General features: G+C 45.6%; 14 protein-coding genes. 10 read left to right on the top strand and 4 right to left on the bottom strand.

Annotation, left to right across the window (positions count from 1 at the left end; translation table 11 throughout):
- The first annotated feature begins 11 nt into the window (after nucleotides 1-11).
- From K339_RS0127205 to K339_RS0127195, 3 genes are read left to right on the top strand one after another with little or no spacing between them, the layout of a single operon-like run.
- Complete coding sequence (locus K339_RS0127205) at nucleotides 12-662, top strand: hypothetical protein (RefSeq protein ID WP_157607759.1); 651 nt, start codon at nucleotides 12-14, stop codon at nucleotides 660-662.
- Nucleotides 638-1,435 (top strand): sensor histidine kinase, encoded by a 798-nt coding sequence (locus tag K339_RS0127200; RefSeq protein WP_028526421.1) that lies wholly within the window; start codon nucleotides 638-640, stop codon nucleotides 1,433-1,435. The genes K339_RS0127205 and K339_RS0127200 overlap by 25 nt, the downstream gene beginning before the upstream one ends.
- Nucleotides 1,436-1,442: 7 nt before the next feature.
- Nucleotides 1,443-2,117, top strand: coding sequence for a response regulator transcription factor (locus tag K339_RS0127195; protein WP_028526420.1), 675 nt, complete (start codon nucleotides 1,443-1,445; stop codon nucleotides 2,115-2,117).
- A gap of 56 nt (nucleotides 2,118-2,173) precedes the next feature.
- Here K339_RS0127195 and K339_RS0127190 read toward each other — a convergent pair whose 3' ends face one another.
- The 3 genes from K339_RS0127190 to K339_RS0127180 all read right to left on the bottom strand — a co-directional run bounded on the left by K339_RS0127190 (nucleotide 2,174) and on the right by K339_RS0127180 (nucleotide 8,754).
- Nucleotides 2,174-6,919, bottom strand: coding sequence for a T9SS type A sorting domain-containing protein (locus K339_RS0127190; protein ID WP_028526419.1), 4,746 nt, complete (start codon nucleotides 6,917-6,919; stop codon nucleotides 2,174-2,176).
- A gap of 112 nt (nucleotides 6,920-7,031) precedes the next feature.
- A complete protein-coding gene (locus K339_RS0127185) occupies nucleotides 7,032-7,586 on the bottom strand; it encodes a DinB family protein (protein ID WP_051398285.1) in 555 nt (184 codons plus the stop codon).
- A 109-nt stretch (nucleotides 7,587-7,695) separates the two neighbouring features.
- A complete protein-coding gene (locus K339_RS0127180; RefSeq protein ID WP_028526417.1) occupies nucleotides 7,696-8,754 on the bottom strand; it encodes a saccharopine dehydrogenase family protein in 1,059 nt (352 codons plus the stop codon).
- Nucleotides 8,755-9,021: 267 nt separating this feature from the next.
- Here K339_RS0127180 and recJ point away from each other — a divergent pair, with 267 nt between their 5' ends.
- The 6 genes from recJ to K339_RS0127150 all read left to right on the top strand — a co-directional run bounded on the left by recJ (nucleotide 9,022) and on the right by K339_RS0127150 (nucleotide 18,293).
- Nucleotides 9,022-10,749 carry a single-stranded-DNA-specific exonuclease RecJ gene (gene recJ, locus K339_RS0127175; RefSeq protein WP_028526416.1) on the top strand — a complete coding sequence of 576 codons (1,728 nt, stop codon included), beginning with the start codon at nucleotides 9,022-9,024 and terminating at the stop codon, nucleotides 10,747-10,749.
- A 10-nt stretch (nucleotides 10,750-10,759) separates the two neighbouring features.
- Entirely contained in the window at nucleotides 10,760-11,497 is a 738-nt protein-coding gene (gene lptB, locus K339_RS0127170; protein ID WP_028526415.1) for an LPS export ABC transporter ATP-binding protein, read from the top strand.
- A gap of 23 nt (nucleotides 11,498-11,520) precedes the next feature.
- Entirely contained in the window at nucleotides 11,521-12,039 is a 519-nt protein-coding gene (locus tag K339_RS0127165) for a DUF4199 domain-containing protein (RefSeq protein ID WP_028526414.1), read from the top strand.
- Nucleotides 12,040-12,153: 114 nt separating this feature from the next.
- On the top strand, nucleotides 12,154-12,882 hold the full coding sequence (gene gldF, locus K339_RS0127160) for a gliding motility-associated ABC transporter permease subunit GldF (RefSeq protein WP_028526413.1): 729 nt from the start codon (nucleotides 12,154-12,156) through the stop codon (nucleotides 12,880-12,882).
- A 77-nt stretch (nucleotides 12,883-12,959) separates the two neighbouring features.
- On the top strand, nucleotides 12,960-16,706 hold the full coding sequence (locus K339_RS0127155; RefSeq protein WP_028526412.1) for a hydantoinase B/oxoprolinase family protein: 3,747 nt from the start codon (nucleotides 12,960-12,962) through the stop codon (nucleotides 16,704-16,706).
- Nucleotides 16,707-16,772: 66 nt separating this feature from the next.
- Nucleotides 16,773-18,293, top strand: a complete 1,521-nt coding sequence (locus K339_RS0127150) for a helix-turn-helix domain-containing protein (protein ID WP_229598826.1) — start codon at nucleotides 16,773-16,775, stop codon at nucleotides 18,291-18,293.
- A gap of 14 nt (nucleotides 18,294-18,307) precedes the next feature.
- Here the strand turns inward: K339_RS0127150 and K339_RS0127145 are convergent, their stop codons facing one another.
- Entirely contained in the window at nucleotides 18,308-18,964 is a 657-nt protein-coding gene (locus tag K339_RS0127145; RefSeq protein ID WP_028526410.1) for an ABC transporter ATP-binding protein, read from the bottom strand.
- A 153-nt stretch (nucleotides 18,965-19,117) separates the two neighbouring features.
- Here K339_RS0127145 and K339_RS0127140 point away from each other — a divergent pair, with 153 nt between their 5' ends.
- Nucleotides 19,118-20,020 (top strand): LysR substrate-binding domain-containing protein, encoded by a 903-nt coding sequence (locus K339_RS0127140; RefSeq protein WP_028526409.1) that lies wholly within the window; start codon nucleotides 19,118-19,120, stop codon nucleotides 20,018-20,020.
- Nucleotides 20,021-20,065 lie beyond the last annotated feature (45 nt).

Below are 20,065 nucleotides of genomic sequence, written 5' to 3'. Positions count from 1 at the left end.
CCGTAACGTAAATGATACAAGATTTTTTGAGATGGATGCTCTACCACACGATTTACTTCTTGATATTTCCAATCGGAATTGCCATTTACCGATATAGATTTATTAAGAAAGAACGTACGTACGTCATTGCATTTCTAGGTCTTGGACTTTTAACGGAGTTAACTGCCACGTGGTTTAGTGAGGTATTTGGCACCAATTTACCCATACTTCATTTATATACTGTGTTAGAATTTAACCTCATTGCGTTATTTTATTTCAGCTTTTTTGGCTATTTCTACAACCGACGTTTGGTACCCAGTTTGATGGTTTTCTTTACGGGATTTGCCGTGTTGAACTCCTTGTTTATTCAAAAAATCACGGAGTTCAACACCTATTCTCGGGGATTAGAAGCCCTTTTGGTGATTATTTTTTCACTTTTATGCTTTTATAAGTTATTGATTGAACTTAGTTCTAAAAACCCTACTCAACAACCCATTTTTTGGATAAACACGGGGTTCTTGCTCTACTTTGCGGGCAACCTCGTTTTGTTTATCCTAAGCAACGTCATTTTAAAAGAAAATAAAGCTTTCAATTACATGTCGTGGGGATTACATTCGTGCCTGATAGCCCTTTTGTACATCTTAATTGGAATAGGTTTATGGAACAGTCCTCATCAGAAGTAGATTTATACCTTGCTATTTTCGGTGGGTCGTTTGTGATGATTTTACTGGTAGGTTGCGTGGTAGGGTTCATTGTCCTTTACCAACGCCGTCTATTTCATCAAGAATTAAACTATAGAAAAATGGAACTCAAATACCAACAAGAACTCATCAACAGTACGTTGGAGGGGATTGAGTCGGAGCGAAAACGGCTCGCCCGTGATTTGCACGACGAAATCGGCGCGGCTCTCTCGGCCATGCGCTTGTTGGTAGGCCAAATGCCTGCTGAGTCAAAAATTTCGCCCGAAATCGTTTCCTTAACCAAAAAATACAAAGAACTGATTGACGCAACCATTGATAGCGTTCGACGTATTTCTAACGACTTACTCCCCAGCGGATTAGAAGAGTTTGGATTGAGTTATGCCATCGAAGGGTTATGCGAAAAATCGCTTGAACTGACTGAGGCCGACATCGACTGGCAAATTGAGGACATTCCCGAAGCCAGCGTTTCGCTCAACTTGATGCTGTACCGACTTGTGCAAGAATTACTCAATAATACCATTAAATACGCACAAGCGACTCAAATTCAGATTACAGTTCAAAAGCAAAACACCCAACTTACCCTACTTTACATCGACAACGGGCGCGGTTTTGATTTTGACGAGGCTTATCGCAAAAAAAGTTTAGGTCTTAAAAATATCGAAACTCGTGCCCGTATGTTTGATGGTACATTGCAGTTTATTACCCAACCCAATCAAGGGACCAAAGTGACCGTTAACGTTCCTCTTTCCGCATAATAATTCTATGGCAAACATCCGCGTAGCCATTACCGACGACCAAGTACTTTTTCGGCGCGGAATGGCGTCAATTATCAATACATTTGAGAATATTTCGATTGTGTTAGAGGCTGATAACGGCCGTATTTTACTTGATTCGCTTCAAAACTTTGAACCCATTCCCGACGTGGTCTTGCTTGATTTGTCGATGCCTGAGTTGAATGGCATTGAAACCACCAAGCTCCTTCACGTACACTATCCTTCTATCAAAATAATCATACTTTCGGTCTATGGCGAAGACCGTTTCGTCACTCATTTGATGGAGCTGGGGGTAAATGCTTATCTTTTCAAAAACGTTGAACCCGAAGAAGTAGAGCGAGCCATTCGGACAGTTATCGACAAAGATTTTTACTTCAATGAGGCGTTTCTGAATGCCATGAAAAATCGGCTGACTAACAAGCGTCAAAAAATTACGCTCACCGATAACATCCCTTCGACCCTCACTTCTCGGGAAATTGAAGTACTTAGCCTCATTTGTAAACAACGAACTGCCCAAGAAATTGCCGACCAGCTTTTTATTAGCGTTCGTACTGTCGATGGGCATCGCAACAACTTGCTCGAAAAAACAGGTGCTCGCAACTCAGCAGGCTTGGTACTTTTTGCCATTAAGCACAGGCTCATTGACCCAACCGAGCTTTTATAACAACAAGACCCGCCATAGCGGGCCTTGTTAATTCATTTTGGTAAAATCCAACTCTTTTACTGCACTTTCACCACTTTCAAAGTCGTCTGTTTTTCTGAGGTCAATACTTTCAAGAAATACACTCCCGTCGGTAATTCACTCACCCCAAATTCTTCTTGGTGCGTGTTGGTTTCGGCAACAAATTGTCGGCGCAATACTTCCCGTCCAGAGGCATCAATTAAGGTAGTTTGCACTACTTGCCCTTTGCTATCTTGCACCCGAAGGTGGAGGATGTTGGTGACTGGATTGGGGAGAACAAAGAGCCCCCTAGCCCGCGCGGCGTCGCTGTGGCGCACCACCCGTCCCATTGGGGGAACAATTATCGCTTGCTCTTCGCCATTTACCCCTTCCCTCGCTGCCCCTACTCCGACACCATCTTTAGACTGGATTCTAAACCAGTATTCTTGATACGCTAATACGTTGCCTTGTGGCTTACGGGTAGCAGGATAAATGCTTCCCCAGCCTTTCATGTCCCAATAACGTACACTCAATTTGTACAAACCTTTCGGTAGCCCAGCGTCATAAACGTTTCCGCCACTTCCATTGTCTTCATAAAAACCATAAGCGGGATGATTTGGTCCGTAAAGCTCCGTCCAGCCGTCGCGGTTGGCATACATAAAGTACGGGGCATTGTTTTCATGGGTATTGTAAGAACGAATGACGCCCATCTCTGGCGTTGCCAACAAATCAAAAGTCAATGAGCCTCCTGTACCTAAACCACAAGCATCCACATTGATTGTCCAGTAACGAGGCGCGGTTTTATTGGTATTTTCTACAAAATACAACGTCGGATTTTGCTGCGTACTTTGCTCCAATTCTGCCCCTCCATCACGGCCAATAAAATTATTTTTCCATTCATCTCGGTTGTTTGTTGGCTTTACCGCCGACTGACTTTGGCCTAGGTTAATCAGCGTCACCACGAAAGCATTCCAACGTATGTCTTGATGCGCACTTTCAACACTCTGGCAACCCCCTTCAAAAACGCATTTGGCCCAATAGGACTGCTTTGTTACGTTGTTAAACGATACGTCGAAACTTGGCGATGTAATGCCTGTATTCCAAAAAGTACTACTACCCGCGGGACAATTGGCCGAGACAGTCACCGTAGTCCCCATGCAGACCGAGGCTTGACTTACCGTTACGATTGGAGCAATATGAACTGGGTTTACGGTGAATGTTACGACGTTACTTTTTGAACTCAAGCACCCATTTTCAGTCTGGCAGCGCGCATAATATGAAGTAGTCACCGCTGGAACCGTGGCAGGAAGGTTAGGCAGGGCAGCCTCCGTAAGGGCACTGTACCATACCGTTTTCAGGTTTCCGCAAGAGGTTTGTCCACTAAAACTTGCTCCCGCTTGACAACTTACGGTTGATGACAGTGCCGCAGTTGGCGTCGCAGGCATCGCTACCAATTTTAAGCGCATCACCCCCGACTCACTTTCTACGCACGAAGCCGTTCCATCCGATTTTCGGCAACGCACGCGGTAGTTGTGAAACTGATTATCAACCAAAGCCGTTGGGCTTGTAGCACTATACTCACCCCCATCAACTGAGTAAATAACCACCTCTCCAACCGCACAAGTGGCATGAAATAATAGCCCTTGACTGGCCGAACTACATACTTCCTTGGTTTCACCAGCCGCAACGTTAACACCATCTACCGTTAGAGAAACCGCTTGAGGAACAGAAGCACGCTGATTGATTGTCACTTCCATTGGACTTGTAAACGTAGCAGGGCAATTCATATCACAGGCGGCTTGGTAGCGGTGAGGTTGATTATTGGACAATTGGGAAACTGGTGGGGTGGTTGACCAACTGCTCCATGACCCGTTACCAATCTGTACCCTCCAAACGAGTGCCCCCGAAACACACAAACCCGAAACCGTAAACTGCAAGTTATTAACAGGATTGGCGTCTATATCACAAAGTTGCTGTATAGCACCCTCATTAAGAGTCTGTTGCAGAGTCGTTAGAGAAATGGTAGGCTTTGTCAGTACCGAAATAACCGCTTCGCCCTCCATTGCTACGACACATGCCCCTTTCGCTGCTTTTATTGTGTATGTCCCAGCGTTTGTAATTTCTCCGAAACTCAAGCTTGTCCCCGTCCCTGCGGCGACCGCACCAACTTGTTCATTAGCATCTTTCACCAACGAATATGCTACCCCCACCTCTGATCCACTGAGCAAAACCGCTCCGACTGAGCCTGCGCAAATACTTCCGCCACCCGTCACATTGAATTTTGTAGGCAATGGTTCTACTGTAATTGAAACAACATCAGAATAGGCCACGATACATAACCCGTTTTGTACAACCGCTCGATAATAGGTAGTTTCAGTGACGTCACCGACATTAACTTGTAATGATGTGGAAGTATTCGCAATGATTTTAGGCTGTTCAAAGCTTGACGAACTAGCCGACTCCCATCTCAGCACATTTCCTGTGTGCCCAGATAATTCATAAGAATTACTACCCGAAGTTCCTTTACAAATCAATGTTGCTCCCGTCGCCAATGTTACTTTTCCACCAACACTCACGGCGTCCGTCGTTACATTTACACTTTCAGTCATGGTGTTTGTACATCCTCCCGCCGTACGTGTAGCCTCAACGGTATATGTTCCTGCAACCGCTATTTTTCCAAATAAAATCGCACTTCCTGTACCTTCAATCGGGGCGTTTATATTGTCGTCTCCTTTTTTAAGTTGGTATTTTACCCCCGTTTCAGAATTAGCTAACCCTATCTCAACGCCATCTCCACCAACGCAAAAACTCCCCCCACCAGTTACTTCAAAAGCCGATGGAGGCACACACTCCACCTCTGCGGGAGTCACTTTCATGCTTATTTCGTTACTGGTTACCGTAGGAGAGGCGGCACAAGCGGCATTACTCGTCAAAACACAGCTAATTACATCACCATCAGCAAGTAGAGCATCTGTATAAGTAGCACTAGACGTACCTACGTTTTGGTTATTTTTTTTCCATTGAAAACTCGGCGCATCGCCTCCATTGGTTACTACTGCCGTAAAGTTTACAGTTGTTCCAGCAATGATGTTATTGTCAGAATCGTCAGATGAAATTACCACCGAAGCTGTCACCAGAGGCTTTATTGTTACAACAAATTGCAAACTTGGCCGACAACTAGCCTCTGTCAGTTCGGCATCTTCAAGGTCTAAGATGGCATATACGTAGTAAGTAACGTCAGCGCCTGTTTGATTGACGGGGAAAATGAGGTCATTAAAATTTACCAAAAAAGGCGCACTTGCTCCCGACGGAGCCGTAGCATTTCCAATTACCGTTCCGCCCGTGTACATTTCTGTCCCCGTTTTTGCGGATGAAAAATACACCAGTTTCACTGACAAATCGTTGCGGGTAGTTTCAATGGTAATATCGTTGGTGGAATTGCCGTTGCAGGTTTCAAAGCTGGTACTATTTTGCGTTGTTAACGTAGGGCAATTAAATGCTTGATCGTTGTCAGTAATCATTACAGACAACGAAGCCACTGAGAGTCCGTTATACATAACGTCAACACTGCTCACTGTATGCGTGATGGTCGCTGAGTGATTTCCCTCCACTGTCGCATCATCCACGGCACTGATTGTGACCGTTTGGGGAATGTTCCAATTGGCCATTGTAAACGTCAAGGTCGCAGGCATAGCCGTCAATTGCGTTCCAGTTGTTATACCAATGCTAACATTGGCAGTGGGCTGACTATTTAATACAATGGTATAACTATCATTCGCCCCTCCTTCAATAACTTTTGTCGCGTTTTCAGACTCCAAAAGAACAGCTCCCTTGGTATCGTTATCCGTAATTTCTACCGTTTGGGCAAGAATTGTTCCTAATTCTAGCCCCGAGGAAGGATTAACCAAGGTTATTGTGGCTGTTTCCGTCGCTTCTGCCTCAAAATCATCGACTACCGTCAGCGTAATACTCCCCGTTTTTGTGCCACTTAGAATCGTAATTTTAGTGGCCGACAACGCGTAATCTCCGCTCGTAATGCCGTTTCCAGTCACAGAAACCTCTACTGTTTGATCACCTGCTACGTTAGAGGAAGTCGTTGCAGTCAAGGTTATTTCAGTTTTATTGGCTTCACTTCCCGAAGTACTACTGGCCGCGAGGCTTACGGTTGGGGCAACCGTTCCTACGATTATCAAATCATTGTCGGCGGCAATTGCCCCTGCTCCAATCCTCAGCGTACCTGTATTGCTAGGGTTTGAGCCTGCATTCGCCGCCGACCCGTATCCATACAGCCGAAATGTGACCGTTCCAGTCAGGTTTGTCAGTGCATTTGTAAACGACATCGTTTCTAGCAAAGCTGTTGTCGTAACAGTAGCCGTCCCTAAGTCAGCGGCAAAATTATCGACACTACTGCGCAAGGTCACTTTGTTAGGGCCTGTATTTGACGCCCTGATTACTAACCCAATACCTGTTATTTTTGCTTTATACCCATCGGCAACGGTCAGCGTAAATTGGTAATAATCATTGTTTGTAATTGCCTCCGTCAAGGTTGTTGGCGAAGTTGAACTAAACCAGCCATTCGAGTTCATTGCTCCTGCAAAAGCATTGACCGTGATACCAGTCCCTCGCTCCAAGAGACCCGAATTTATACCAGTTGTAAGGGTTGACGGAGTATTACTTGTTTGACTCCCCGTCGCTCCAGATAATTCCCAAACCACTAGATTTTGGGAAAACACGAGTTGAACGTACAAAACCAACGCAACGGTTAGCTTTATTCTTTGTCGAAACTTTAGTAAGCTTTGGTTCATGGGTAATTAATGGTTAAATAAAAATACTATACATATATACATACTATACTAAAAGTTCAAAATTAAACCTACTAAAAATCAATTTACTAGGTTTAACATACCAAGATTATACCTACCAACCTACGTATCCTTCAGGAGTGACACCTTTCAGGCGTAAGTAACAAATCGCTTGTCCACGGTGATGAATAATATGGTTTTCCATGGCATAGAAGAAACGCCATGCTTGAATTTTTCCACCTGCATACCCTTCATGGCGAGCAAGCCGCTCGGCGGGAAGTTCACTAACCACCTTTTCGACCCACGCATAAAAACCCTTCATTTCCTCGATGAGTTGGGCTTTTGATAGTTTTTGCCAGTCGTTTTTGCTATCGTAAGGATTGGGGATGTCGAATCTTCCTGCAAACTGCATGGCAGTAAATACAATACAGTGCACAAACTGCCCGCGAAAAGTCATGGCTTCGGGGGTATAATGAAAGTCTAAATGTTCTTCGGGCATTTGACCAATGATTGTCAACGAATAATCGAGCGAACGGCGCCAAGCCACGCTAAACTCTTCTTGAAATTCTTTTAACTCTTTTTTGGAACGTTCTTGCCCCAACACAGGGAGTGTTCCACCTACTCCAACCAAGGCACGAAGTGCCGTCTGACGATTTATTTTTTTTGTCATGAGGTCTCTAACTCGAATCTAGAAATGGTTTTTTATTAACGTTTTACAATCATATACGGAACTATCTGTCTGAAAGTCACTTATAAGACACTATATTTTTAAATACGCTTTATCGCTCTTTAAAAAAGCTACCATTGGTAGTCGCTAAAAAAGCTTCAAATGGTATTTCTTCTTGTTTGATAAATCCCTGCTGTGGCAATACTCCATCTGCTACCATCTCTACCACCGCCGCTACCGAAGCCGCCGTTGTCCACGAGATAGCCCGCCAATGCACACCATCTATTTCAATGGGATGATACGCCCGATAAAACTCTTCGCGCGCAAGTCCTTCAGCCTGCCAACCTTCCACGACGGCATACACATACACTACGTCTTCTTTGACGGGGGGCTTGGCTGCGGTCAAGATTTCTTCCAACTGCTGACGGTTGTTTTTCATAATTAGTTCGTACAACATAAAACGCATCAGCTTGGCGTGACCTGGATAACGAATCGTCTTGTAGTTGAGGGTATCCACTTTCCCAAGGTAAGTTTCGCACATGGTCCCTAACCCTCCCGACGTGCTAAACGACTCAAATTCTTGCCCTTCGATGTTAATGACTTCGATACCATCCAACGACGACACCATTTTTCGCTCGCCGTTGTGAATCACTTCAGCATCGTTGATGTATTCGTTGATGACCCCCGCAGGCGACCACGTAAAAGAATACCCCAGCAACCCATTTGGGTACCTTGGCAATGCACCTACCCGAAGCTCAATATCACGCAAACGCTCGAAACGTTTGGCCAAATCAGCCCCTACAATACCAATCAGCCCAGGCGCCAATCCACATTGGGGCGCCATCACAGCACGGTGAGTCTCGGCCATTTCTCTGATTGCCGTTGTGGTCGGGACATCTTCGGTGAGGTCAAAATAATGAATACCGTTTTTAAAGGCAGCCCGCGCAATCGGTAAGTTGAGGTTGTAGGGCATACACGAAACGACGGCGTCAAACTCCGATAAGGTGCTTTCAATGAAGGCTTCGTCAGTGACATCACCTTCAATCACCTCAAAAGCAAAGCTTCGGCTAGGCTTGCGCTTATCTAGCCCTTTGACATTAAAACGCTTGTGGAGCAAAGTAGCCACCAATGAGCCTACTTTCCCCAAGCCAATGATTAATACATTTTGCATGGTAGTTTGTTGATTTTTGGAATGAAATTGGGAAGAAAAAGAGTTACCCACAGGCAACTTTTACCTTGCTCGTTATGGAACAAATGAACAGGCGCTACGTAAGTAGGCAAGTCGAGCGAGGTATTTTTTGAGGTCAGGATTCATCGTAAAGCAAATGTAAAAACCCTCGCCTATTTTGGCAAGGGAATGTTAAAAATATCTAAGAAACTCGGAATAGATTCGGGGTATCTAAACGGAATTGACTATATTTTCGTTACTTTGCAAGCTATGAATACCAAACGTTGGACATACCGAACGACACTTTCAGAATCGCAACAAATCCAAGCGGAAGCCCTTGCCAAATCCATCAATGTCAATCCATTTTTGGGACAACTCCTTGTGCAACGTGGTATTACGACTTTCGACGAAGCCAAAGACTTTTTTAGACCTTCGCTCGCTCACCTCCATAACCCTTTCTTAATGAAGGACATGGATAAGGCCGTAGCGAGGTTATTACGTGCTTTTGAAAACAACGAAAAAATCATCATTTATGGAGATTACGACGTGGACGGCACTACGTCGGTGGCTCTTTTCTATGGTTTTCTCAAAAAATACTACACACAGCTCGAATACTACATCCCCGACCGCTATACCGAAGGGTACGGGGTGTCGTGGCAAGGAATTGATTATGCCGAAGAACAAGGGGTTAAGCTCATTGTGACCCTCGACTGTGGCATCAAATCGGCCGATAAAGTAGCCGAAGCCCAACGTCGCGGCATCGACTTTATCATTTGTGACCACCACCGCCCCGACCAGCATCTTCCTCCTGCGGTGGCCGTTCTTGACCCCAAACGTGAAGATTGCCCTTACCCTTACAAAGAATTGACGGGTTGCGGCGTCGGGTTTAAACTCTTACAAGCCCTTTGCGAACAAGGAATGGGTGATGAAGAGGTCTTGTACCAACAACTTGATTTATTGGTCGTCAGCATTGCCGCTGATATTGTGCATATTACGGGAGAAAACCGTGCGTTGGCCTTTTTGGGTCTCAAAGAACTTAATAAACACAAACGCCCTGGCATCAATGCCCTCGTGGCACTAGCAGGACTGCGCAACGAACTCGACATCAACAGTGTGGTTTTCGGACTAGCGCCACGGATCAATGCCGCAGGACGAATTGCACACGCCAAAGAGGCGGTTCGGTTACTTTTATCAAAAGACAAAACAGAAGCCGAAGCATTTGCCCAAGAAATCAATCAACATAACAGCGACCGCCGAAATTTTGACACCAGTATTACCGACGAAGCCCTGAACATGATTCGTGAAGATGACTGGATGCTGTCGGCCAACAGTACGGTGCTTTATAAGGAAGATTGGCACAAAGGCGTTGTGGGAATTGTGGCGAGCCGCTGCATCGAGCATTTTTTCCGCCCAACGGTTATCCTGACCAATTCGCACGGCAAAGCGGCAGGTTCGGCGCGCTCCGTCCCTGGGTTTGATGTCTATGAAGCCATCGAAGCCTGCTCCGATTTATTAGAACAGTTTGGGGGACATACCTTTGCCGCAGGGCTTTCGTTGCCCGTTGAGAACGTTGATGCTTTTCGCAAAAAGTTCAATGACATTGTAAGTGAACGCATTCGCCCAGAGCAACTTACACCGTTGATTGAAATTGATATGGATTTGGATCTCAACGCCATAACACCCAAATTTTACGGCATCGTCAAGCAGATGGCTCCTTTTGGCCCCGAAAACATGCCCCCCGTATTTGCGAGTCACCAAGTGAGGATGAGCGGAAATCCGACGTTGATGAAAGAAAAGCACTTAAAATTGGAAGTGTTTCAGCCCAGCCCACAAGGCCCTACCAAATACACCGCTATTGGCTTTGGCATGGTCGATTTTTACCCAAAACTTATGTCGGGCAAGCCATTTTCAATCGCTTATACCATCGAAGAAAATACGTTTCGCGATAAGACGACGTTACAATTGTATTTGAAAGACATACGATTTGAAGAAGGTTGAACAGACTACTATGATTCTTAGAACAGAAAATTTGATAAAAAAATACGGTTCACGCCTTGTTAACAACAACGTCAGCTACCAAGTCGGGCAAGGTGAAATTGTTGGATTGTTGGGGCCAAACGGAGCAGGGAAAACGACATCGTTTTACATGGCAACGGGGCTTGTCAAACCCAACAGCGGCCATGTTTATATCGACGATAAGGAAATTACTGATTTGCCCATGTACAAGCGTGCGCGCTTGGGCATTGGCTATTTGGCGCAGGAAGCTTCTGTGTTTAGAACCCTGACCGTCGAAGAAAACATCATCGCCGTCCTTGAAATGACCAACCTTAGCAAAGCCGATCAAAAAGCCAAATGTGAAGAACTGCTAGAAGAATTTAGCCTTACGCACGTGCGCAAAAACAAAGGGATGGTGCTGTCGGGAGGAGAACGTCGGCGGACGGAAATTGCGCGTTGTCTGGCCGTTGATCCTAAGTTTATTTTGCTCGATGAACCATTTGCTGGCGTTGACCCCATTGCCGTCGAAGACATTCAGACCATTGTTTCAAAATTAAAATTCAAAAACATTGGTATTCTTATCACCGACCACAACGTATCCGAAACCCTCTCCATCACCGACCGTGCCTATTTGTTGTTTGAAGGTAAAATCTTAAAACAAGGAACACCCGAGGAACTCGCCGCCGACCCACAAGTGCGTCGTTTGTATTTAGGAGAAAGTTTTGAATTGAAACGCAAACTTCAAGATTAATTACCACTAAACTAAGCTACTTTATGGAACAACAACCTACTACAGCCCGCGCCGCCTTAAAATGGGGTGCTATTTCAGGAATTGGTTCAATGATTTTTAGTACCCTTATTTATGTAACTGGACAAGTAACTAACCCAGGACTCGCTTGGCTGGGCATTATCATTCCTATCCTTGCGATGGTAATGGCAATGAAAGAATTTCGTACCCAAAATGGTGGTTTTATGTCTTACGGCCAAGGTCTTGGTATCGGTACCTTGTTGTCGGGTATTGGGGGCTTCTTGGCTGGTGTTTACAATTATATTTACAACGAATTTGTGGACCCTACTTTACGCCAACAAATTCTGGATAAAACCAGAGAAGACTTAGAAAACCGTGGCATGGACGATGCCCAGATTGATGCTGCGATAGAAATGAGCGCTAAATTTTCAACGCCTGGCATCACTTTCGCGCTTGGTATCTTTATGGCCATCCTTATGGGATTTATCATTTCATTGATTGTTTCTGCCATTATGAAAAAAGATAAACCCTTTGATTTTGAATAACAATCCGTGTCAAATCCAAGCCATCCGTGTTCTATTATCGACGATTTTAGCACACGGATAAACAAAAGGACCTCTGTTCGTAATTCATAATTCCCAATTCGTAATTAGTTAATAATGTTTGCCATTTTCCAAAAAGAAATCAATGCCTTTTTCAGCTCCCTGACGGCCTATATCGTCATGGCGGTATTTTTGACTGCCGTAGGGCTATTGATGTGGGTATTTCCCGACACCAATCTCCTCAATTATGGGTATGCCGACCTGACTTCGTTTTTTAACCTTACTCCTTTTGTATTGTTATTTCTTGTCCCTGCCGTTACGATGCGGTCGTTGGCTGAAGAGTTTCGCAACGGGACGATAGAGTTGTTGCTCACCAAACCATTGAGCGATTGGAACCTTGTTATTGGGAAATTTTTGGCCGACTGGGTATTGATTATCGTCACCCTTGCACCGACTATTTTATACTACATCACGGTGTACCAACTAGGTAGCCCTGTGGGAAATGTGGACTCCGGCGCCGTTTTTGGTTCATACATTGGTTTGGTTTTATTGGCTGCTGTTTTTGTCGCCGTTGGACTATGGGCATCTTCCCTGAGCGACAACCAAATCGTCGCTTTTGTATTAGGAGTTTTTATCAGCTTTTTACTTTTTGCGGGCATAGGTGCCGTGGCAAAGCTTGATTTTTGGGGTTCTTTGTCGTATCCAATTTCGTGGATTTCGCTCGACCAACAATACGCCGATTTGGGTCGTGGTTTGGTCGATTCCCGCAACGTGATTTATTTGGGAAGTGTCACCGTTTTATTTCTTTGGCTCACGCAGGGTCAAGTACATCGAAAAAGAAAGTAATTTTTTGTCAGAATCATACTTTAAACTTGCCGAAAGTGAGCCCACTTTCGGCAAGTTATTTTAAATACCCTTTTATTATGTGGCACATTTGGATTGATACAGGCGGTACTTTCACCGACTGCCTTGCGCTTACTCCTTCTCAAGACCTTCTCCGAACCAAAGTGCTCAGTAGCAGTTTTTTACGAGGTAGAATTGAACGAAAAGTAGCCTCACATCAAGTCCAAATTTCCTCGTCTTGGGCATTTCCTCCTGAATTGATTATTGGTTTTTCCTTCCGAATCGTTGGCCAAACCGACTTTCTCCACATAACGGCGGTTGAAGGCAATATAATAACGCTGTCCCATGACCTCTACTTGGATGGAGACTCCGTCGATTTTGAAATTACAACCCACGAAGAAGCGCCTGTATTGGCGACAAGGATTGTGACGCAAACGCCGCTCGATGCTGCTTTTCCGCCTTTATCAATGCGGCTTGGTACGACCAAGGGTACGAATGCCCTTCTGGAGCGAAAAGGCGCAAAAGTCACCCTTTTTGTCACCAAAGGGTTCAAAGATTTACTGCAAATCGGGACACAACAACGCCCCAATTTGTTCCAAATTGCCATTCCTGAGCCAACGCTTTTGTACCATCAAGTGGTTGAAGTAGAAGAACGACTCGACACTTCAGGCACTGAAATAGAAGCACTTACACTTCCTATTTCTAGTAAAACCGCTGGAGAATCGATTGCTATTTCTTTCCTAAACAGTTACCGAAACCCCGCGCACGAACAAACTGTCCAACGTCATTTCTTGGCGCAAGGCCACCGCTACGTCAGTAGTTCAACCGATTTATACGCGGGGATTAATTACCTAAAACGTACCCAAACTGCTCTCGTCAACGCCTACCTACAACCGATCCTTTCGGATTATTTAAACAACATTATCACTTCCTTTCGTCAAGAAAACAGCACCCATTCCAATCACTCGGTCAAAGTTATGACGAGCGCGGGGGGCTTGGTAAGCGCCGAAAGTTTTCAGGCCAAAGACAGCCTCCTAAGCGGCCCAGCGGGTGGAATGGTAGGCGCGGCGGCCATTGCCAAACGCCTTGGTTTTGAACGTTGTTTAACATTCGATATGGGCGGAACCAGTACCGATACCGCGCGTTTTGATGGAAAATTAGATTTAGAATTTATCACCAAAATCGAGGGCATCGAACTCCACAATCCCACCCTCGCCATCGAAACCGTGGCGGCTGGTGGTGGTTCCATTTGCGGGTTCGACGGGCATCAACTACGCGTCGGCCCCGAAAGCGCAGGCGCCTACCCTGGCCCCGCTTGTTACGGAGCAGGAGGCCCATTGACCATCACTGATGTCAACTTACTTTTAGGCAAACTCGACACTTCCCGTTTTGGAATTCCTGTTCGCCTTGACAAAGCCAAGGAGACCCTACAATCCATTCAGCATCAGCTTTTTACCAAAAACCAACAACTCATTTCGGAAGAAGAATTGCTGCGGGGATTTGAACAAATTGCCAACGAAAAAATGGCCGAAGCCATCCGTCGGATTTCGGTCGCCAAAGGTTTTTCACCCAAAGAATATCCTCTCCTTACTTTTGGAGGAGCAGGTGGGTTGCACGGTTGCCAATTGGCCGAAATTCTTGGTATATCAACCGTTATTCTCCCCTACGATGCGGGGCTTCTGAGTGCTTACGGGATGGGACAAGCTTCCGCCCAACGCCTTGTTACTCAGCAAGTACTTTTACCTTTGACTGAAATACATGCGTCGCTTTTTACGCGTTTGGCCCACCTCACAGAACAAGGTACTCAACTTCTCCAGCAAGACGGCACAGAACTGGTTGACAAACAAAATGCACTCGCTTTGTTGTATTTACGTTTCAAAGGCCAAGAAAGTACGATAGAGGTAGCCGTCGCCGCGCAGAAAGCCCTTACTTTGGACGAAATTGAAGAACATTTTTACGATAAATACCGCCGTTTGTTTGGCTACTGTCCCAGCAACCTGACCATTGAGGTAGAAAGCATCAAAGTTGTCGTTTCGGAAAAAGCCCCCATCCAAGCGCAAACCGAAACCGCTCATTTACAACAACTTGCCAATCCCATTCACCAAGCAAAATACCCCGCTTACGACTGGAATCAATTGAAAGCAGGTGATTATTTTTCGGGGCCTGCGGTATTGCTCAATACTACTTCCACCAGTTTTATCCCCGAAGGTTGGCAGGCCGTGATTACTTCTTCGTCTGACGCGTTGGTTACCTTTTCTGGGCAACGTCACCATGAAGTTGACGCCCAAAGTGAAGCCATTGAATTAGAGCTATTTACCAATCGCTTTATGGCGATTGCGGAGGAAATGGGCGCACAGTTACAACGCACGGCCTTCTCGGTCAACGTCAAAGAACGCCTTGACTTTTCGTGTGCGTTGCTAGATGCCGATGCCGAGTTGTTGGTCAATGCTCCGCACATTCCTGTACATCTAGGGAGTTTGGGGGTTTGCGCACGGCTTGTTCGCGAAAAAATCAACATTGGCGTAGGTGATGTCATCATTACCAATCACCCCAAATACGGCGGTTCTCACTTGCCCGATGTGACGCTTTTGTCGGGGATTTTTACCCCCGCAGGCGAACTCATCGGCTACGCCATCAACCGTGCCCATCACGCCGAAATAGGCGGAAAAACGCCAGGCTCTATGCCTCCCGATGCCACCTCATTGGTGGAAGAAGGAGTCGTTTTATTGCCAACATATTTGGTTAAAAATGGTGAAATGCAGTGGAAAGCCGTTACCGAGCTGTTCACCAATGCTCCCTACCCTACCCGCGCTTTGACCGAAAATATTGCCGACATCAACGCCGCTTTGGCTTCCCTTCGCTCGGGCGAATTGGCACTACAACAACTGGTCGAACAGCATGGTTTGGCAAAGGTACATCGGTACATGAAATTACTGAAAAGCAACGCTTTTGAAGCCCTCCAACAGGCTTTTTTACCGTATAAAAACCGCGTTTTTGAGGCGTCCGAATCGCTCGACGACGGGCATAGCATTCAGGTTTCAATACAGCCGCACGCTACGGGAGGAATTGTGTTTGATTTTACGGGCACTTCTAACTGCCACCCTAACAACCTCAATGCCAACGTCTCCATCATTTACAGTGCCATTTTGTACGTCCTTCGTTTGCTGGTCAACAAAAACATTCCGCTCAATGAAGGACTAATGCAAGGCGTGGAGGTTCGTTTGCCCGAAAACAGCTTTTTGCATCCCGTTTTTAGTGATGAAGCCGCCCAATGTCCTGCCGTGGTGGGGGGCAATACAGAAGTCAGTCAGCGATTAGTAGATACCCTCCTCAAAGCCTTCGAGTTATCGGCTTGTAGCCAAGGGACAATGAATAATTTTTTGTTTGGAAATAGTGCTTTTGGCTACTACGAAACCATCTGCGGCGGGACGGGTGCAAGCCAAGGCGCTGACGGCCGTTCGGCTGTTCACCAACACATGACCAATACCCGCATCACCGACCCCGAAGAACTCGAACGGCGTTATCCTGTCCGTCTCAAAAACTTCGCTATTCGGGCGCATTCGGGCGGGGAAGGACGCTGGAAAGGTGGTGATGGAATCATCCGAGAAGTTGCCTTTTTGGCTCCGTTGCGCGTGACGCTCATTACCCAACACCGCGTTGTGCCTCCTTACGGGCTGGCAGGAGGCCAAAATGGCAAAGTAGGACAGCAAACCCTGACCCGTACCGACGGAACACAAGAAGTCTTGGCGGGGATTTGCAGCATCGAAGTCGATACGGGCGATAGGCTTTGCATCGAAACCCCAGGCGGCGGTGGCTATGGTGATTAAAGAAAAAGTGCTAAATTTACCCAAATCAATCAATAGGAAAGCGAAGCCCAGGTTTTCGAGTTCCTCATGTTTTACTCATCCGCTCATCAAGTGCCACTGAACCAAGATAATATTCGCCTCGTTTTTGGACTTAAACTAAAACAACTTCGCCTCGACAAATCACTGTCTCTCAGCGACTTGTCGCAGCGTACGGGGCTTTCTATTTCTTACATCAATGAAATTGAAAAAGGGAAAAAATACCCTAAATCTGACAAAATCATTGCACTTTCTCGTGCCCTTGAAGTAGAATATGATTCGTTGGTTTCGATTAAACTCAGTAAAAAATTAGAACCTATTTCGGAGCTGCTTCAGTCAAATATCCTGACCGAACTTCCCTTAGATTTGTTTGGCATCGACCCCGCCGACCTGCTCGAAATGCTCTCCGATGCGCCCACCAAGCTCAGTGCTTTTATCGGAACGCTGATCGAAATTGCCCGCAACTACAATATGTCGGTTGAGCAATTTTACTTTTCGGCTTTGCGCACGTACCAGGAGATGTACGACAATTATTTTGAGGATTTGGAACAAGAAGCCGAACAGTTTTTAGCCCACTACCAAGTCCCCGAGGAGTTGATATTGAACGATAAATACTTGGCGGATTTGTTGGTTAAAAATTACCCTTACGAAATTCAATTTATTGACGAAAAAAAATACCCCGAACTCATCGGTATTCGGTCGATGTTGGTTCCGCGAGGTGATAAATTGCGCTTATTGATAAGCCCCCAACTCGACGCCAATCAGCGCGCTTTTATTTATGGTCGAGAACTAGGCTACCAATACATGAAGCTCAAGAACCGCCTCAATACCACGCACTTAGTGGAAGCAGAGTCGTTTGAACAGCTTCTGAATAACTACAAAGCCTCTTATTTTGCAAGTGCAATCATTATCAAAGGAAAGGTGCTTGCCAAAAAACTAAGTCACTTTTTTGAACAACCCCAATTTGACGGTGAAGCCCTCGTCCAACTAATCGAATATTTCCACAGTACACCCGAGTCTTTTTGCTATCGACTGAGCAATATTCTTCCTAAGTACTTTGGAATCAGTCAATTATTCTTTTTGCGTTTCAACAATTTTGCGGGTCAAAATCGCTTCGACCTCACCAAAGAAATGCACATCGCCCGCAAACACAACCCACACACCGTACGCGACGAACACTACTGCCGCCGCTGGGTAGCGTTGACAATTTTGCAGGAACTCGCTGAATTACAGTCAAGAAGCCAGTACCAACATACCCTATGTCGAATGCAGATTTCGCATTATATGGACACCCAAGACGAATACTTTGTGGTGGCTTTTGCCAAGCCGATGTCTCCAACTCCCAACCTCAACGTAAGCGTTTCGATGGGGATTCGATTGGACGATAATGTACGGGCGAAGATTAAATTTTTGAACCATACCAACATTCCCAAACGCGAAGTCAACGAGACATGCGAGCGTTGTCCTTCTTTTGACTGCAAAGAACGGATGGCCGCCCCCACGGTATTGCAACGCAAACGCAAAAACGAAGCCATTCGCAAAGCCATGCTTCAGCTAAGCGGGGAACAATAGTTTTTACTTTTAAGCTACAAACGGAGAAGGCCATCGACCATTTCTAACTTACGGTCGGCCAAGTCGGCGAGGTGTTCGTTGTGGGTGACAATCACAAACGTTTGGCGCAATTCGGTACGAAGTTTAAAGAAAAGTTGGTGCAAATCTTCGGCATTTTTGGAGTCTAAATTTCCGCTTGGCTCATCGGCAAACACAATGGCAGGGTTATTAATAAGCGCCCGCGCCACGGCTACCCGCTGCTGTTCCCCACCCGACAACTGCGAAGGTAAATGTTGCATACGGTCTTTTAAGCCAAGCATTTCTAACAATTCAGTCCCACGGCTTTTAATTGTACTTTCGGGCGATTTTCCCCCAATAAAAGCAGGCATACACACGTTTTCGAGGGCCGTAAATTCAGGAAAAAGGTTGTGAAACTGGAAAATAAAGCCTATTTTTTGGTTTCTAAATGCCGCTAACTCTTTCTCTTTGAGGGCAAAAACGTCGGTACCGTCCATCCAAACTTGTCCGCCATCGGGTCGGTCGAGCGTTCCTACGATTTGCAGGAGGGTACTTTTTCCCGCCCCCGAAGCCCCCACTATCGTCACTAACTCTCCTTGATTAATCGTTAGGTCAATACCTTTTAAAACAGGTAAATTTCCGTAGTTACGAACGATTTGTTGGGCTTTTAGCATAAAAAAATAAGCAGTTTTAAGTCATTTTCTAAAGAACAAAGTAGCTCGCTCCCGTTCATAAAAACAAGCTCCTACGAAAAATTATTTGTGGACTGCTACCGTACGAATACGAAAGGGGCGTAGATTGCAGCGTCTTCAACCCGCACAATCTTGATGATAGACTTCGCGCACCTTGTTTTCTTTGAAGTAGCCAAAGAGCTCAATTTTTCGAAAGCTGCCGAAAAACTATACCTTTCACAGCCTTCCGTGAGTAAACACATCAAAAACTTGGAGGGGCTTTACAGTGTCGCGTTTTTTGAACGTAAAACCAACGGAATCAGCCTGACTGAAGAAGGCAAAATCTTGTTTGAATACCTTACCAAAGCCCAGCAGTTGAATCAAGAGTTGCAGTTTGACATCTCAACGCTTCGAAACCAAGCAGAAGCCAAAGGCTCGCTCGTTGTGGGGGCAAGTACAACTGTGGCGCTCTACCTAATGCCCCGCATATTTTCCTCTTTTCGGCATTCGTTTCCCCACATCCGACTACAACTCATCAACCGCAACTCCGAAAACATCCTGAAAGCACTACTCAACCACGAAGTAGATGTGGGGATTGTTGAAGGCAAAAATAAATTAACGTCGGTATCGTATCAATTTTGGCTCCGCGACAAAGTCGTAGCTGTATGTGCCGCCCATAGTTTGCTTGCCGAAAAAACAACCCGAACACTCCACGACCTAGCTACCCTTCCGATTGCTTTTCGCGAAAAAGGGTCAGGGACGTTGGCCGTCGTTGCTGATGCGCTTAGTCAGCACGGCATTTCCATTCATCAATTAAACATTCAAGCCATTATTGGGGGAACAGAGGCGCTCAAAAACTTCATCTTAGAAAACGGATGCCTTGCGTTTTTACCCTATTTATCGGTTCAAAAACAACTCAAAAACGGTGAACTGATTCAAATTCACCTAGAGGCTCTCGACGTTCACCGCGATTTTTATATTGTGCAACGCCAAGGGGAAGAAAATAACAAGCTAACTCGGTTATTTGTAAAACACTGTCTGAAGGATATAAATTTTTAGAATACCCTATCAAAAATCTGACTTTTCAGGAGCTACGGGTTCGCC

This window comes from Runella limosa DSM 17973 (genome assembly GCF_000482465.1).
Taxonomy (GTDB): Bacteria; Bacteroidota; Bacteroidia; order Cytophagales; family Spirosomataceae; genus Runella; species Runella limosa.
This window is presented reverse-complemented; position numbering and strand designations above follow the sequence as displayed.